The organism is Nocardioides sp. DN36 (assembly GCF_055380375.1).
In genome coordinates this window covers 4,667,193-4,683,980 of record NZ_AP043823.1, presented here as the reverse complement: position 1 = coordinate 4,683,980, position 16,788 = coordinate 4,667,193, and the positions used below count along the sequence as shown (strand labels likewise).

12 protein-coding genes are annotated in these 16,788 nt (G+C 72.7%); 5 read left to right on the top strand and 7 right to left on the bottom strand.

Features of this window, described 5'->3' with window-relative positions; genetic code table 11:
- Positions 1-140 precede the first annotated feature (140 nt).
- The 5 genes from ACZ43H_RS23460 to ACZ43H_RS23440 all read right to left on the bottom strand — a co-directional run bounded on the left by ACZ43H_RS23460 (position 141) and on the right by ACZ43H_RS23440 (position 8,226).
- Complete coding sequence (locus ACZ43H_RS23460) at positions 141-1,967, bottom strand: helix-turn-helix domain-containing protein (protein ID WP_464586842.1); 1,827 nt, start codon at positions 1,965-1,967, stop codon at positions 141-143.
- An 89-nt stretch (positions 1,968-2,056) separates the two neighbouring features.
- Positions 2,057-4,453 carry an immune inhibitor A domain-containing protein gene (locus ACZ43H_RS23455; protein WP_464586840.1) on the bottom strand — a complete coding sequence of 799 codons (2,397 nt, stop codon included), beginning with the start codon at positions 4,451-4,453 and terminating at the stop codon, positions 2,057-2,059.
- Positions 4,454-4,653: 200 nt separating this feature from the next.
- Positions 4,654-6,018 carry an RDD family protein gene (locus ACZ43H_RS23450; RefSeq protein ID WP_464586838.1) on the bottom strand — a complete coding sequence of 455 codons (1,365 nt, stop codon included), beginning with the start codon at positions 6,016-6,018 and terminating at the stop codon, positions 4,654-4,656.
- Positions 6,019-6,037: 19 nt separating this feature from the next.
- On the bottom strand, positions 6,038-7,399 hold the full coding sequence (locus ACZ43H_RS23445) for an FHA domain-containing protein (protein ID WP_464586836.1): 1,362 nt from the start codon (positions 7,397-7,399) through the stop codon (positions 6,038-6,040).
- A complete protein-coding gene (locus tag ACZ43H_RS23440) occupies positions 7,396-8,226 on the bottom strand; it encodes a PP2C family protein-serine/threonine phosphatase (protein ID WP_464586834.1) in 831 nt (276 codons plus the stop codon). Before ACZ43H_RS23440 ends, ACZ43H_RS23445 begins: the two co-directional genes overlap by 4 nt.
- Before the next feature lie 66 nt (positions 8,227-8,292).
- Between ACZ43H_RS23440 and ACZ43H_RS23435 the strand changes: the two genes are divergently transcribed.
- On the top strand, positions 8,293-10,581 hold the full coding sequence (locus tag ACZ43H_RS23435) for a helicase-associated domain-containing protein (RefSeq protein ID WP_464586832.1): 2,289 nt from the start codon (positions 8,293-8,295) through the stop codon (positions 10,579-10,581).
- 9 nt (positions 10,582-10,590) lie between these two features.
- Complete coding sequence (locus ACZ43H_RS23430) at positions 10,591-11,151, top strand: CGNR zinc finger domain-containing protein (protein WP_464586830.1); 561 nt, start codon at positions 10,591-10,593, stop codon at positions 11,149-11,151.
- Between the two features lie 26 nt (positions 11,152-11,177).
- Here ACZ43H_RS23430 and ACZ43H_RS23425 read toward each other — a convergent pair whose 3' ends face one another.
- Positions 11,178-11,930 carry a hypothetical protein gene (locus tag ACZ43H_RS23425; RefSeq protein WP_464586828.1) on the bottom strand — a complete coding sequence of 251 codons (753 nt, stop codon included), beginning with the start codon at positions 11,928-11,930 and terminating at the stop codon, positions 11,178-11,180.
- A 137-nt stretch (positions 11,931-12,067) separates the two neighbouring features.
- On the opposite strand from ACZ43H_RS23425, the gene ACZ43H_RS23420 reads away from it, so the two are divergent.
- Positions 12,068-13,708: a DNA repair helicase XPB gene (locus ACZ43H_RS23420; protein WP_464586826.1), complete on the top strand. Its 1,641-nt coding sequence runs from the start codon at positions 12,068-12,070 to the stop codon at positions 13,706-13,708.
- 149 nt (positions 13,709-13,857) lie between these two features.
- Here ACZ43H_RS23420 and ACZ43H_RS23415 read toward each other — a convergent pair whose 3' ends face one another.
- On the bottom strand, positions 13,858-14,526 hold the full coding sequence (locus tag ACZ43H_RS23415; RefSeq protein ID WP_464586824.1) for a hypothetical protein: 669 nt from the start codon (positions 14,524-14,526) through the stop codon (positions 13,858-13,860).
- A gap of 123 nt (positions 14,527-14,649) precedes the next feature.
- Here ACZ43H_RS23415 and ACZ43H_RS23410 point away from each other — a divergent pair, with 123 nt between their 5' ends.
- Positions 14,650-15,330, top strand: a complete 681-nt coding sequence (locus ACZ43H_RS23410; RefSeq protein WP_464586822.1) for a TetR/AcrR family transcriptional regulator — start codon at positions 14,650-14,652, stop codon at positions 15,328-15,330.
- Positions 15,331-15,510: 180 nt separating this feature from the next.
- Positions 15,511-16,710 carry a phosphoglycerate dehydrogenase gene (gene serA, locus ACZ43H_RS23405; protein WP_464586820.1) on the top strand — a complete coding sequence of 400 codons (1,200 nt, stop codon included), beginning with the start codon at positions 15,511-15,513 and terminating at the stop codon, positions 16,708-16,710.
- The last annotated feature ends 78 nt before the right edge of the window (positions 16,711-16,788 follow it).

Here is a 16,788-nt window from a genome sequence, read left to right as displayed (position 1 = left end):
CTGGGTGGGCAAGGCCTGGTGATCACGGCAGAGCTCCATCGTCCCAGCCGACACCGCTGACGTGCTGCATGCCGCGCGGAACTCACGCCGGTCCCCCTCAGCGACCACGCTCTCCGGCGCTGCAACAGGGACACACCCGGTCAGGCTCCGCGCAGGCGGTGCACGCGCAGCGCCAGCTGCACGTCGAGGCCACGCCCGGGATCGCGCCACTCCGCGCCGAGGAGCTCGGTCACCCGGTCCAGGCGCTGCACGACGGTGTTCGGGTGGACGTGCAGCCGCTCGGCGGTCTCCCCCACCCGGCCCCCGGTCGCGAACCACGCCTCCAGGGTCTCCAGCAGGCTGGTCCCGCGGCGGGCGTCGTAGGCCAGGACCGGGCCGACCGTGCCGTCGACGTACTCCGCCAGCTGCTCGGGGCCGTTCTCGCCGAGCAGCAGCCGCGTGACTCCGAGGCCGGCCGGGTCGCTCACGTCGCCGGCCCTGCCCAACGTCACCAACGAGTCGAGGCAGCGCCGCGCCTCGGCGTACGCCGCGCGCAGCGACTCGCGGTTCCCCGCGTCGACGCCGACGGTCGCGGTGCCACCGGCCTCGGCGACCGCGTCGCGGAGCCGGCGGCCCAGCTCCGTCGGGTCGTCCGCGGCGGCGAGGAGGACCACGGCGCCGCGGTGCTCCGCGGCGAGGCCGCGGTGCGCCGCAGCGATCCGGGCGGCGACCCGCGCCCCGGCGTGCCGGTCGATCCCGTCGAGGTCCGCCACCGCGATCGACAGCGGCCCCTCGAGCACCACCCGCTGGCGGCGGGCCCGCTCGCGCAGCAGCAGCTCGGGTGTCCCACCCTCGAGCAGGTCGGTCAGCAGCTCGCCGCCCAGCCGCTCCTCGGTCTGGGCGACCGTGCGCGCGAAGAGCAGGACCAGCGCGGTCACCAGGGCGCCGCGCTCCAGGGTCCGGCGCTCGGCGAGGGCCAGGGGGCGGGCCCGGCCGTGGAGGACCAGCGTGGCGACGTGCTCGGTGCCGGCCAGCGCCGCGGCGACGTATGCGCCACCCGCCTGGACCGAGCGGCCGGAGGCCACCGAGTCGGCGACCGCCGCCCGCCACTCATCGTCCGCCGGGTCGCCAGCGACCGGCTCCCCGGTGGGATCGTGGATCGCGAGCCTGCCGTCGAGGACCTCGGAGAGCACCCGCGCGACCTCTTCGACCCCGCCACCGTGCAGCAGCAGGTCGGTGAGCCGGTCGTGGGCCTGGGCGGCGCTCTCCACGGCCGCCGTGTGCTCGGTCATCGTGCGGTTGGCCTCGTCGAGCTCCGCGAAGAGCCGCGCGTTCTCCAGCGCCACCGAGGCGTGGGCGGCGAACGACGTGAGCAGGCTGACCTCCGAGGTCGGGAACGGGCGCACCGTGCGGTGCACCGCGAGCAGGGCCCCGATCACCCTGCCCTCGAGCACGAGCGGCACGCCCAGGATGGCCCGGATCTGCTCGCCGGCGACGGCGTCGTCGATGAAGTCGCGGTGCAGGAAGCGCTCGTCGGACTGGTAGTCCGAGGTGTTGTACGGCGCTCCCGTCTGCGCCACCAGCCCGAGCAGGCCGGTGCCGAGCGGCAGGCGCAGCGAGCGGAACTCCTGGGTGAGCGCCCCGTCGGTGACCTTCATGTACGACGCACCGTCGGCCTCGTCGTTGAGGGAGAGGTAGGTCATGTCGGCGTTGAGGAGCTGGCGGGCCCGACGCACGATCGCGGCCAGGATCGCGTCGACGTCGCGGATCGCGGTCAGGTCGCTGGCGGTGTCGTAGAGCGCGCTGAGCTCGGCCTCGCGGGCGCGCTGGCGGGTGATCAGCTCGCGCAGCCGGAGCGCGACGTCGTACTGCCGGCGCAGGTCGGCGAGCTCGGTGGGCGTGGCACCTGCGGCCTCGGCCGCGGCGACCACCTCGTCGAACGCCGAGCGCGGGGCCTCGTCGTAGAGGAGGTCGAGGAAGGACGCCACGGTGGCTGACCGTAGTCGTCGCAGCCCCCGAACGCGACGGACCCCGCCGATCCGGGTGGATCGACGGGGTCCGCCGGTGAGGCTGGGTGTTACTTGGCCACGCGCAGCTTGACGGTCATCACGCCGGCCTTGTTGATCTTCAGCACCTTGATCTTGGTGCCGGTGTTCGGCGGGTCGACACCCATCCACGCGGGCTTGTAGGTGCCCGGGTGGTCGGCGGCGCCGTGCTTGTCACGGGCGTGCCACCAGGTCATGGTGTCGTCGAACAGCGAGACGGCCTTGCGGCTGGGCAGCTTGACCTTCTCACCGTTGAGGAACACCCGCTGGGCGTCGGTGCGGCTGAGCCCGAACGTCGAGTCCAGGGTCTGGATCTTCGTACGGAGCAGCTGGTCACCGAGGTGCACGAGCTGCGGGTGCGCGTCGATCGGCAGGATCTCGCCGGCGCCCGGGTGGTCACCCACGTTGTTGTTGCTGTACGAGGTGTCCCAGTACGAGATCAGCGCGCCGGGCTCGTTGTGGTAGAAGTCCACCCAGTTGGACATCTTCAGGCTGTGCACGTTCCGGAAGTTGTACAGGTGGTTCAGCAGCTTGTCGTTGCCGACGAACTGGCGGTTGTCCACGATGTACGCGTTGAGGTACGACTCGATCTCGCTGCCGGTGGTGGTGCGGAACCCGTCGAAGGTCCAGTCGGCGTCGGACTCGGCGTCACCGATGTTGGTGCCGTCGAGGGTGATGTTGTCGACCTGGAAACCGGACAGGGCGTAGCCGCCGTCGGTCAGGTAGCGCCAGCGCAGCGCGTTGGTGCCGTCCGGGACGGTGGCGGTGAGGTCCACCCACTGGCCGTCGGTGGTGCCGGAGATGCCGAAGCCGCTGGTGTTGGTGCCGGCCTGGTCCTCGCCGTCGTAGCTCTCGCTGGTCTCCACGTCGGCCCAGGTCTGGCCGCCGTCGCTCGAGGCCTGCAGGAACGCGTAGTCGTAGCCGTCCTCGATCTCGTAGCGGACCTTGGCCGTCAGCTCACCGCCACCCGCGACGTCGCGGGTCATGGTGTTGTCCAGGCTGTCGCCCTTGTCGGAGTAGTAGTAGGCCGAGCCGCAGGTGTCGCACGGCTCGCCCAGCTCGGACTTGACCTTCTTGTCGGGCAGCAGCGCGATCGCGGCCTTCTTCTTCATGCTCGACGAGGAGTTCGGCTGCACCTTGACGGTGTCGGTCTTGCCCGGCTTGACCACCTTGTAGTTCAGCCAGCCCAGCTGCAGCTTCTCCCAGGCACCGAACGACATCGGCGCGTCGCCGATGCCCTTGTCGCCCTTGGGCGTACCTCGCGACTGGCTCATCAGCGACCAGTGCTCGACGGTGTTGGAGGCACCGCCCGTGTTGCCGGAGGTGTCGTAGAGGTCCGGCAGGCCGAGGTCGTGGCCGAACTCGTGCGCGAAGACGCTGAGGCCGCCGTTCTCGGGCTGGATCGTGTAGTCGTTGACCCAGACGCCCGTCGGGTGGTTCGGGATGTCGATGTTGGCGCCGTTGGGGTCGGACTTGCCGCCCTCGCCGACGTTCACGCCGCCGATCGGCGCGCCACCCTGAGGACCGGTGCCGAAGGGCTCGATCTGCGCGTTCCAGCGGTGGCTCCAGATGGCGTCCGAGCCGTACTCCGGGTCGCCGTCGGCCTGGTCGCCACCGGCGTGCACGATCTGGAAGTGGTCGATGTAGCCGTCCGGCTCCTCGAAGTTGCCGTCGCCGTCGAAGTCGTAGCGGTCCTGGTGGTCGAACGTCTTCAGGTAGGCCTGGATCTCCTCCATGGTCTTGCCGGAGTCCAGCTGGTCCTGCGTCCAGATCGCCAGCGCGTCGCGGACCAGGAACCAGGTGTTGCTGCAGGTGATGTCGCCGCAGTAGTCGCGACCGTAGCGGGCCTCGTTGAACGGCACCTTCACCCAGTCGGTGACCGCGCCGTCGATCGAGTAGTGACCGGAGGACTGCTGCTCGTAGAACTTCTTCATCCGGTTGAAGTACATGTTCTGGTAGTGCGCGTGGTCGTAGTCCGACTGCCACAGCGTGGAGTTGTCGGTCTTCCGGTCCGGCTTGGGGATCTCGTTGTGGAGCGGACCCAGCTCACGCTTGCCCGAGCCGTCCGGCGCCGGGCCGCTGTAGGCGGAGTGCTGGGTGTCGCCGAACTCCGCGAGGACCACGAAGATCTTGTCCTGCTGAGCAGTGGCCACGCGGCCGTACTTGCCCTTGCCGAGCTTCACGGAGTCGCCCGAGCCACCCTCGCGGACGCGCTTCTCGAGCGCGGCCTTGTTGCGCGCTTCGTACTGCTCGCGCCACTTGGGGGTCTTGACGTCCGAGACGACCTTGCCGAGGGCGGGTGCCCCGGGGTCGGCGAAGCCGGTCGTGTCGCCGGGCGCTGCCCCGGCGGTGGTCGTAGCCAGCGACAGCGTGCCCGCTGCGCTGAGCAGTGAAGCCGTCGCGAGCGCGACGAGCTTGGTCCTTCGCATGCAATGCCTCCCGATGGGCCGTGTGTGTCACGGCGATCTGTTGCACGAACCGATGAGACTCGGCCCCGGGAGTCACACTGGTTCTCAGTCGCCTCTCAGGACACGGGCCTTGCGTAGTTGAACCCTGTTCGGCCGAAAGTGGGAGGCCCTACCCGCCACCGTTATCGGACTGTTATCGAACCGAATCCGTGTGAGGCCGCTCACGACTCGCGCGTGACGCTCATCTCACGGTCGCCGAAGCGGACCCGGTCCCCGTCGAGCAGGGTGGCGGGTCGGCCGGCGGTGAGCTCCCGGCTCACGCCCTGGCGGATCAGGATCGAGCCGTTGGTGGAGCCGCGGTCCATCACGACCAGCACGCCGTCGGGAGCGACCTGGAACTGGGCGTGGGTCTTGGACAGCGACATGTCGCTCGAGCGCAGCGGGACCAGGTGGCGGACCGGCTCGCCCTGGCGCGGCTCGGGGCGGCGGCCGACGAGGGCGAGCCCCTCGACCTGGAAGGACTCACCGGTGTCGAAGGTGACCCGCCACAGGGCGAGGCTCCGACGGCCCTGGGGATCGTTGCCCCGGATGACGGTGCGCTCCGCGGTGGAGCGACCGGGCGCCGGCGGTCCCACGGGCGGCGGACCCAGGGGCGGCTGGGCGGACGGCTGCGCCGGTGGCTGCGCCGGTGGCTGGGCCATGGGCTGGGCGGGCGGCTGGGCGGGCGGCTGGGCGGGCGGCTGGGCGGGCGGGAGGTCGACCAGGGGCGGGCCGAGACGCTGCCGACGGCCCGGGGCCTGGGGGGTGGCCGGCGGGGCGTCGGTCCGGGCGGCGGGGGCGGCGTGCCGGGCCGCAGGGACCACGGGCTCGACGGGCTGCTCGACAGGCTGCTCGGCGGGGCGCGGGACCGGCGCCGCGGGCGGCGACCCGGCGGGGGCCGGTGCGGTGGCGGGGGCGGATGCCGGCGTCTGGACGGCCGGCACCGACATCGTGGCCGCCGACCGCTGGGCCCGCGCCGGCGCGGACACCGGAGCCGGCTGCGGCGCCGGCACCAGGCGCATCGCGGTGAGGTTGACGATGTGCCGCGGGGCGGCCGCCTGCTCCTCCTCCTCGACCGGGAGGGGCCGCACGTCGACGACGATAGAGTGCGTCACGTGGTCGTGCCAGCCGCGCCGCTGCCGGCCGCGGTCCATGACCGCCGTCCAGGCCAGGGTCGCCACCCCGAGGCCGAACGTGGGCAGCGCCGAGACCCCGAGGATCAGCGAGCGCAGCAGCGCCGCGCCGGCGCCGATGGGGGTGCCGGTGCCGTGGTGCACCGCACGCAGGCCGACCGCGGCCTTGCCCGGCGAGGTGCCGCGCAGCCCGAGCAGCAGGGAGAACCCGAGCCCGACGAGCAGCACGACGGCCGCGATCACGGCCACGCCCGCCCAGAGGTGGTCCCGGGAGATCAGGAAGTGGTACGCCGCGACCGACGCGACGGCGTACGACGTCCACGCGATCAGCCGGTCGAGGGTGAACGCGTAGAACCGGCGGTCGAGCTCGGCGGCCGGGAAGGTCGGCGCCCCAGGGGTGGCGTGCTCGGTCATGGGTGTGGTCCGGTCCGGGTCAGGGGTTGGTGACCTGGATGGTCACACCGTCGCCGAGGTCGACGACGGCACCCGGGATGAGCTGCACCGCGATGCCGGGCTGGAGGTCCTCCGGGGGCAGGCCGGGCTGGGCCAGGACGGTGCCGTTGGTCGAGCCCATGTCGGTGACGACCGCGGACCCGTGGTCGGCGCCCGAGCCGGGACGGATCTCCAGGTGGGTCGAGGAGATCTCCTGGTTGGGGCTGGGCACGGTGACCAGGCGCGGCTGCTCGGTGGACGTGAACCGCCGGGCCTCCGGGGCCCGGCCGACCAGGACGGCGCGGTCGACCTCGACGGTCTCCCCGCTCGAGAACACCAGCCGGGCGACCGGCCGGGACGTCACGCTGGGCGCCGGCGGCTGGCCGGGGATGCCGGGCTGCTGCCGGGCGAACTGGCCGGGGTCCCAGCCCCCGGCCCGGGTCATCCCGTCGTGGTCGATCTCGTCGGAGGACGGGACCGGCGGCGGCGGGGTCGTCGGCGGGGTCATGGGCGGCGGAGTCGTGGGCGGACCGAACGGCGGCGCGGAGGGCGGGGCCGACGGGGGCGGCGCCCACGCGACCGGCTCCGCGATCGGCTCCCCGGTCGGCTCGTCGTCGTACGTCTCCTCGAGCGGATCCGCGGGTTCCGGGTCGCCGAAGACTCCCGCGAGGAACGGCACGGCCTGCGTGGCCTCCTCGTCGACCTCGGGCTCCTCGTGCGCGGGCTCCTCGTGCGCGGGCTCCTCGTGCGCGGGCTCCTCGTGCGCGGGCTCGGCGACCAGGGGCTGGTCGGGGACCGGCGCGAGCACGACCGGCTCCTCGACCGGACGCGGCTGGTCCACCGGCCCGTCGGCCACCGGCTCGGCGGCCACCGGCTCGGCGGCCACGGGCTCGAGGGCCGGGGTGACGGTGGCAGCCCGCGGTGGCTGGTCGACCCGCGAGAGCCGGACCAGTCCCTCGGCGAGGCACAGGTCCTCGCCCTCCGCGTCCTCGTCGGCGACGCGCACGCTCATCCGCGTCACCCCGCGCAGCGAGCGCTCGACCCAGGTGGTGGCAGCCGAGCCGTCCAGCTCGACCTCCTCGCCGCCGGCGGTGAAGCTGGCGTGGGCGGCCCCGCGCAGCACGACCTTGGTCTCGCCCTCGGACTCGCTGACCAGCACGAAGCCGGGCAGGTCGCGCAGCCCGGTCGCGATCAGCGCGTCGAGGGTCTCGTCGAAGCCGGACCCGTCGTCGACCATCTCCCACAGCGCTCCCACGCGCGCCTTCTCCGAGGGCGGCAGGATCACGGTGGCGTTCGCCCCGAAGATGCCGAACCAGTCGCCGGTCCGGAAGGAGCGGGTGATCGGGTCGCGGACGTCGCTCACGGCAGGGCCCCCAGTTTCTGTTCGAGACTCACCCGCTGGCGCTCGGAGTCGTAGGAGTTCTCGGTCATCAATCCCACCACATCCACGACGACCGCCGTCGCGTTGTCCTTGCCGCCGGCCCGCACCGCCTGCGCGACCATCTGGTCCGCGGCGTCCCGGGGGTCGTCGGTGCGGCCGAGGATCTCCTCGATGACCGAGTCCTCGATCATCCCGGTGACTCCGTCGGAGCACAGCAGCAGCCGCTCGACCGAGGGCAGCGGCAGCAGGAAGTAGTCGGCCTCGGCCCGGTCGGGACCGCCCAGGGCGCGGGTGATCACGTGTCGTTCGGGGTGGGTGGCGGCGTCGTCGGCGGTGATGGCACCGGCGTCGACCAGCTCCTGGACCACGCTGTGGTCCACGCTGACCTGCTCGAGCCTCCCGTCGAGGAAGCGGTAGATCCGGGAGTCACCGAGGTTGGCCAGCAGCCACTGCGGTCCCCCGTCGTCCTCCACCAGCAGCGCGACCACTGCGGTCGTCCCGGCGTGGAACCCCCGGGCGCCGCGCGCACGCTGCGCCGCGCCGTACTCCATGATCCGGTCCTGGCAGGTCTGCAAGGTGCTGGCCACCACCTCGGCGCCACGACGGGGGTCGTAGCCCTCGTCGGCGAGCCGGCCGAACTCCTCGACGACGATCGCGCTCGCGACGTCGCCCCCGTCGTGGCCGCCCATGCCGTCCGCGACCACGAACACGGGGGGCGTGGCGAGGAACGAGTCCTCGTTGACCTCACGCACCAGCCCGACGTCCGTCGCCGCGCCGTGGTGCAGCTCGACCTTCATCGCCTGAGTCATCCCACCTCCTGGGTGGGGAGGAGCGTACGGCCTGCACCCGGCGACCGGCCGGGTAGCGTGGGAGGGATGTCCGGATCGTCCGCCCGCCGTGAGGGTTTCCGCACCCTGGCCGACCAGCTGCGTGCCTGGCCGGACGATCGCCTGTCCCGGCTCCTGGTCGAGCGTCCCGATCTCGCCACTCCCGCCCCTCATGACTTCGGCCAGCTGGCGTCTCGTGCCGCCACTCGCTCATCGCTGCTGCGTGCGCTCGACCACCTCAGCCGGCTCGAGCTCTCTGTGCTTGATGCCCTCGTCGTCGTCGGCCAAACCACCCAATCCGAACTCGCCGGCGTCGTGAGCGCCGCTCCGGCCCGGGTCCACGCCGCCGCCGAGCGACTGGTGGACCTGGCCCTGGTGTGGGAGTCCGAGCAGGGCCTGCGACCCCTGAGCGGCGTGGCCGACGGCCTGGCGGGCGGCCCCGACCGGGGCGTCAGCGGGCTGCGTCCGGTCTCGGCCCAGCCGCGTGGCAGGGCCGAGGTCGACAAGCTCCTGGCCGAGCTCTCCGAGCCCGCCCGCGCCCTGCTCGAGCACGTCGCCGACAACGGCGGGGAGGCGACCACCGGGACCGCCCGCCACAGCGTGCTCCCCGAGGAGGCGAGTACGCCGCCCGAGGAGCTGCTCGCCCGCCGGTTGCTGGTGCCCCGCGGGAGCGGCCTGGTGGTGGTGCCCGGCGAGGTGGGGATCGCGCTGCGCGGGGGGCGCACGACGCGCGAGCCGGCCGACGACCTGCCGGAGCTGCTCACCTCGGACCGCGACCGGGCCCTGGTGGACCGGGCGGCGGCCGGCGCCGCCTTCGAGGCGGTGCGGCGCCTCGAGCTGCTGCTGGACCACTGGGGCACCCAGCCCCCCGGTGCGCTGCGCAGCGGAGGGCTGGGCGTGCGCGACCTCAGGGCCACGGCCACCGCGCTGCACGTCGACGAGCCGACCGCGGCCCTCGTCGTCGAGGTCGCGCAGGCCGCCGGACTGCTCGCGACCGGGTCCGACGGCGACGGCAACCCGGTCTGGATCCCCACCGACGCGTTCGACGCCTGGGTGGCCCGCCCCGTGGCCGAGCGCTGGGCGGACGTCGTACGCGCCTGGCTCGAGAGCCCCCGGATGCCCGGCCTGGTCGGCAGCCGCGACGCCGCCGGCAAGGCGTGGAACGCCCTCGCCCCCGAGCTGGCCTCGGTCACCCAGGTGGAGAGCCGCCGGATGGCGCTGCACGAGCTCGCCGCGCTGCCGCCGGGACAGGTGCTCGCCACCGGCACCGGTGTGCCGTCGCTGGTGCGACGGGTGGCGTGGCTGCGGCCGCGGCGCCCGCGCGGCCGGGACGACCAGGTCGCCTGGGCGGCGCAGGAGGCGTCGGTGCTCGGGGTGACCGGGCTCGGCGGGATGGCGTCGTACGCCCGGGCGCTGCTCTCCGGTGACACCGTCCCGGCCGTCGCGGCGCTCGCGGCGCTGCTGCCCGACCCCGTCGACCACGTGCTCGTCCAGGCCGACCTGACCGCGGTGGCCCCCGGCCCCCTGGAGTCCCCGCTGGCCCGGACCCTGCAGCTGTTGGCCGACGTCGAGTCCCGCGGCGGTGCCACCGTCTACCGGTTCACCCCGACGTCGGTGCGCCGGGCCCTGGACACCGGCTGGTCGGCGGTCGAGATCCACGACTTCCTGGCCTCGGTGTCGCGGACCCCGGTCCCCCAGCCGCTGACCTACCTCGTCGACGACACCGCCCGCACCTTCGGCACCGTGCGGGTCGGCCACGCGGAGGCCTTCCTGCGCGCCGACGACGAGGCCGCGCTCACCGAGCTGCTGCACCACCCGAAGGCCGGCACCCTGGGGCTGCGCCGGATCGCGCCGACCGTGCTGATCTCGGACACCCCGCTCGACGTGCTGCTGCCCCGACTGCGCGACCTCGGCGCCGCGCCCGTCGTCGAGGCCGCCGACGGGACGGTCCGGGTCGCCCGGCCCGACCTGCTCCGTGCCCGTACGCCGAAGGACCGCCGGGGCCCGGCGGTCCGGGCCGCCCACCAGAGCGCGCAGGTCGCCCAGGTCGTCAACGCGGTGCGCTCCGGCGACCGTGCCGCGGCCTCGGCCCCCGCCTCGCCGACCGCGACGCTCACCCCGAGCGGCTCCCTGACCGCCCTGCGCGAGGCCATCGAGGCGGGGACGACCGTGCTGATCGGCTACGTGGACAACCACGGCACCAGCACCGAGCGGATCGTCGACCCGCTCAAGGTGGAGGGGGGCTGGCTGACCGCCCACGACCACCGCAGCGACGACGTACGCACCTTCGCCGTGCACCGGATCACCGTGGTCAATCCCGTAGACGAGCGTCCGTAGACTCGAGACGTGGACTTCCTCAGGTACGCCGAGCAGTCGGCCGGTCTCCTCAACACGGAGATCACCGACGTCGATGCGCTCGTCGGCCACCTCTCCGGCCGCGAGTGGCTGCACGAGCAGTGCACCGACCGCGACTGCATGCTGCTGAGGAAGTTCCAGCGCGAGCTGCGTCCCGTCTTCGAGGCCGGCGAGGCCGGCGACGTGGACGGTGTCGTCGAGGGACTCAACGAGCTGATGGTCCGACACCCGATCACCCCGCGGATCGCCCACCACGACCACCACGACCTGCACATGCACGTGGCGACCAAGTCCGCGAGCGTCGCCGAGCTCCTCATCGGTGAGTCGCTGCTCGGCCTGGCCACCCTGGTCTGCGACGTCGGCCCGACCCGGCTCGGCGTCTGCTCGGCGTCCCCGTGCACCAACGTGTTCGTGGACACCTCGCCGAACCAGTCGCGGCGCTACTGCTCCGACCGGTGCTCCTCGCGGGCCAACGTGGCGGCGTACCGCGCCCGCCAGAAGCTGGTCTCGGCCGAGACGCCCACCGATCCCCCGGCCGCGGTCGCGCAGTAGCCCCAGTCAGTCGATCGGCCGACCGATCAGTCGGCCGGGCGGGCGTGCCGCGGGCGCACCGGGCGACGCCAGGGTCGCCACACGGCGAGCGCCCCAGCCAGGAGCGGGGTCACCACCGCCGTCACCGCCCCCCACCAGGGCGCCCCGAACAGCATCAGCACGAAGCAGCAGGCGGGCGGCATGACGACCAGTGCGACCGGGAGGTCGGCAGGGTCCGCAGCCGGCCCGTCGACCCGCCACCAGCCGCCGATCGTGCGCGCCTTCTTCCTCGCGTAGCGCCCCAGGCCGGCCGCCGCCCCGAGGGCGATCAGGGTCAGGCAGCCTGCCTGCACGGCGCCCCGCGCTCCCTCACGGGTGGTGGTGATCGAGTGCCCGTCCGGTGTCTCCACGACCACCACCTGGCCGCGGTAGAGGAGCGCGGTCATCTCTGCGTCGCCCCAGGCATCGAGCCGCGACGATGCACGTGGGCCCACCTCGAAGCCGTCGACCCGGTGCTCCCCCCGGTGCAGGCTCCACTCGTCGTTGACCGTCCTGCGCTGCGAGAAGGGGCCGTGCAGCTGACCGGTCACTCGCTCGAGGCAGTGCCCGGTCTCGCCCTCGGCACAGATCCGCCCCGAGTCGAGGGCGTGCTCCGCGCCGATCGCGTCGACCGCGGCGCGCGCGGCGAACGGCACCGTCGCGAGCGCGCACACGGCGTACACCACGAGGAACGCCGGCCGGGTCCAGAACGCCTTGCGCCAGAACGACCAATGGCGCACCCGCCGCTGCCGCTTCGCCATCCGACCTCCCGAGCGACTGCCGACCCCTGGGCCGTCTCCGGCCCGAGCAGGAGGATAGGGGGCGCTCCGTAGGATCGTCGGGTGAAGATCGCCCCCACGCAACCGCTCGCAGCGCTCACACCGACGCGGGGACCCCGATGAACGACGGACCCCTGATCGTCCAGTCCGACAAGACCCTGCTGCTGGAGATCGACCACGAGCGGGCCGGAGACTGCCGCAAGGCGATCGCGCCGTTCGCCGAGCTCGAGCGCTCCCCGGAGCACATCCACACCTACCGGCTGACCCCGCTGGGGCTGTGGAACGCCCGCGCGGCCGGGCACGACGCCGAGCAGGTCGTCGACACGCTGCTGGAGTTCAGCCGGTACGCCGTGCCGCACGCGCTGCTCGTGGACGTCGCCGAGACCATGTCGCGCTACGGCCGGCTCCGCCTCGAGAAGCACCCCACCCACGGGCTGGTGCTGGTCAGCAACGACCGGCCGGTGCTCGAGGAGGTGCTGCGCGCGAAGAAGGTCGCCGGCATGCTGGGCAACCGGATCGACGCCGACACCGTCGTCGTGCACGGCTCCGAGCGCGGCAACCTCAAGCAGGCGCTGCTCAAGCTCGGGTGGCCGGCGGAGGACTTCGCCGGTTACGTCGACGGCGAGGCGCACCCGATCTCGCTGTTCGAGGAGGGCTGGCACCTGCGCGACTACCAGCGCGACGCGGCCGAGTCCTTCTGGCACGGCGGGTCCGGCGTGGTCGTGCTCCCCTGCGGCGCCGGCAAGACCCTGGTCGGCGCGGCCGCGATGGCGCACGCCCAGGCGACCACGCTGATCCTGGTCACCAACACCGTCTCGGCGCGCCAGTGGAAGGACGAGCTGGTGCGTCGTACGTCCCTGACCGAGGACGAGATCGGGGAGTACTCCGGCGCGGTCAAGGAGATCCGGCCGGTCACCATCGCGACGTACCAGGTCCTGACGTTGCGGCGGAAGGGCGTCTACCCGCACCTCGAGCTGCTGGACGCACGCGACTGGGGCCTGATCGTGTACGACGAGGTGCACCTGCTGCCGGCGCCGATCTTCCGGATGACCGCCGACCTGCAGGCGCGGCGCCGGATCGGGCTGACCGCGACGCTGGTGCGCGAGGACGGCCGCGAGGGCGACGTGTTCTCGCTGATCGGGCCCAAGAGGTACGACGCCCCGTGGAAGGACATCGAGGCCCAGGGCTGGATCGCACCGGCCGACTGTGTCGAGGTCCGGGTGACGCTGCCGACCAACGAACGGCTGGTCTACGCGACCGCCGAGGCGGACGAGCGCTACCGGCTCGCCTCGTGCACCCACCACAAGATCGACGTGGTCCGCGAGCTGGTCGAGTCCCATCCCGGCCAGCCGACGCTGGTGATCGGGCAGTACATCGACCAGCTCGACGAGATCGCCGAGGCCCTCGACGCCCCGGTGATCAAGGGCGAGACGTCGGTCAAGGAGCGACAGCGCCTCTTCGACGCCTTCCGCTCCGGGGAGATCGGGCTGCTGGTGGTCTCCAAGGTCGCGAACTTCTCCATCGACCTGCCCTCCGCCGAGGTCGCCATCCAGGTCTCCGGCTCCTACGGCTCCCGCCAGGAGGAGGCCCAGCGCCTCGGTCGGCTGCTGCGGCCGAAGGAGGAGGGCAAGACCGCGCACTTCTACACGATCGTGTCGCGTGACACCGTGGACGCGGAGTTCGCCCAGAACCGGCAGCGCTTCCTCGCCGAGCAGGGCTACGCGTACCGGATCGTCGATGCGGAGGACTTGCCCGCCTGACGGGGCCGTCGCGAGCGGCGCCCGGGTGGTCGCGGACGTCGTACGAGGTGGCTCTTCAGGCGACCAGCTCGTATGACGCCCGCCGGAACGTCGTACGAGGTCGCTGTTCGGGCGACCAGCTCGTATGACGTCCGGCGCGAGCGAGGGGATCAGGCGGCCAGCTCGTGCCGGCGAGCGTCCACGGACTCCTGGACCGGGCCGGTGCGGGCGGTGGCGACCGCCATCAGGACCAGCCCCAGCCCCAGCACCAGGCCGTGGGCCATCCGCAGCTCCGGCGTCCCGAAGAACTGCGGCAGGTAGGTCGCCAGGCCGAGCCCGGCCAGCAGCCCGCCGATCCGGCCGACCCGGCCGGTCCGCCACATGCCGTGGGCCAGCCGGCCCCCGACCAGGAGCAGCGCGAACAGGCCGAGCGTGAACGTGGTGATCTCGAACGGGGCGTACCGGAAGGCGTCGGCGACGTCGAGGACTCCGGCGTCGTTGTGGTCGCTGGCGTAGCGGCCCAGCTCGTTGAGCCCGTAGGCCTCCGCTCCGTAGTAGGGCAGCAGCAGCGCGACCGCGAGCCAGGCACGCGTCTCGGCCTCCCTGACCGGGCGGCCGCTCCACCGCCACGGCGGCTGGACCGCCGCCGCCCGCAGGGTGAACGCGAGCGCGACGAAGCCGAGCATGCCCAGCGCGTGGGCGACCAGCCAGGCGGTCGCACCGAAGTCGGTGGCACCGGCGAGGCCGGCCTCAGGTCCGTAGGGACGCAGGGCGGGGTACGCCGCGAGGGCGACGCCGGCGATCGCGAGACCGGCGGTGACAGTGGTGCGGTTGTTCATGACTCCTCCAAATGTGAGCGATGCTCTCTGTTCGATGTCGTCAGCATGCACCCACCCTCACTAGAAAGCAAGAGCGGTGCTCACAACAGTGAGAAGTGATCACTGATCTGCCACACTGGGCGCATGCCGAAGGGACCCACGCCACGCCAGGTCGCCCGCAGCGAGAACATCGCCCGGATCAAGGAGCTGGCGCTCACGCAGCTCGCGGAGTCAGGGGCGAGCACGCTGTCGCTGCGTGCCATCGCCCGCGAGCTCAACCTGGTCTCGAGCGCGATCTACCGCTACTACGCCAGCCGCGACGACCTGATCACCGCGCTGATCGTCGACGCCTACGAGGACCTCGGGTCGCGCCTCGAGGAGGCAGCGACCTCGGCCCGGGCGCCGTGGCGACGCTGGGTCGAGACCTGCCGGGTCCTGCGGACGTGGGCGGCGACCGAGCCGCACCGCTGGGCGCTCATCTACGGCTCCGCCATCCCCGGGTACGCCGCCCCGACCGACACCATCGCACCGGCGGGCCGGGTGGTCCACGCGTTCTGCTCGGCGGCGACCGGGGCCGAGCCGACCGTCGTACGCCCCATCGGCCGCTCCCTGGCCGCCCAGCTCGACACCACCGCATCGGCGCTGGAGCTCGACGTCGACCGGCCCACGATGCTGGCGCTGGTCGGGGCGTTCTCGCGGGTCGTGGGCGTGATCACCCTGGAGCTGAACGGGCAGTTCGTCGGCGGGTTCGATCCCGCGGAGGCCCTGTTCGACGCCCTGGTCGAGCGCGAGGCCGACCTGCTCGGCCTGCCCACCGCTCGCTGAGCCCGGAGCTCGCGGGTCCCGGCGACGAGCTTGCGCCGACTCGACCCGTCCTGAGCCTGCACTTGCGCCGACTCGACCTGTTTTCGCGGCGAGCTTGCGCCGACTCGACGGGTTGTGGTGGTTGTCCACGGCGTGGCGACGTTTCGTGGGGAGGCGCGGAGGGCTCCTAGGCTGGGGAGGGTGAAGGTGCTGCTGCTCGAGAACATCCATCCCATCGCCGTCGAGATCCTCGAGTCCCGAGGGTTCGAGGTCGAGCTGCGCCCGGGGTCCCTCAGCGAGGACGAGCTGGTCGCGGCGTTGCCCGGCGTCCACCTCCTCGGCATCCGCTCCAACACCACGATCACCCCGCGCGTGCTCGACAACGCCCCCGACCTGCTGGCGATCGGCTGCTTCTGCATCGGCACCAACCAGGTCGACCTCGACGCCGCCGCCGAGCGCGGGATCGCGGTCTTCAACGCGCCGTACTCCAACACCCGCAGCGTCGTGGAGCTGGTGATCGGCGAGATCATCGTGCTGGCCCGCCGCCTCGCGGAGAAGACCCTGCGCATGCACGACGGCGTGTGGGACAAGTCGGCCAAGGGCAGCCACGAGGTCCGCGGGCGCACCCTGGGCATCGTGGGCTACGGCAACATCGGCACCCAGCTGTCCAACCTCGCCGAGGCGATGGGCCTGCGGGTCATCTTCTTCGACACCGCCGACCGGCTCGCCCACGGCAACGCCCGACGCGTGAGCACTCTCGACGAGCTGCTCGCCGAGGCCGACGTCGTGAGCATCCACGTCGACGGCCGCCCCGGCAACGCCGGCCTCTTCGGCGCCGAGCAGTTCGCCAAGATGAAGCCGCGATCGCTGTTCATCAACGCCTCGCGCGGCATGGTCGTCGACGACGTCGCGCTGCGCGAGCACATCCTCTCCGGCCACATCGCCGGCGCAGCGCTCGACGTCTTCCCGGTCGAGCCGAAGAAGCAGGGCGACGAGTTCACCTCGGTGCTGCGCGGCCTCGACAACGTGATCCTCACCCCGCACGTCGGCGGCTCCACCCAGGAGGCGCAGGAGGAGATCGGCTACTTCGTGGCCGGCAAGCTCGCGGGCTTCGCCAACCAGGGCCAGACCGCCCTGTCGGTCAACCTGCCGGCGGTGCAGGCGCCCGAGCTCGAGAGCGGGTTCCGGGTCGGCTACCTGCACCACAACATCCCCGGGGTGCTGGCGGGCGTGAACCAGGTGCTCGCGGACCAGGGCGACAACGTCGTCGGCCAGTACCTCTCCACCCGCGGCCAGCAGGGGTACGTCGTCACCGATGCCGTCGACCCGGTCTCGGAGGAGTCGCTCAAGGCGCTGGTGGAGTCGCCGCACACCATCTGGCTGCGCACCTGGCGGGCCTGAGCGCGTCAAGGAGCGCCGACTCGGCGCATCCCCCGCGTCAAGGAGCGCCGACTCGGCGGGCTTGGAGGGGTCCGTCAC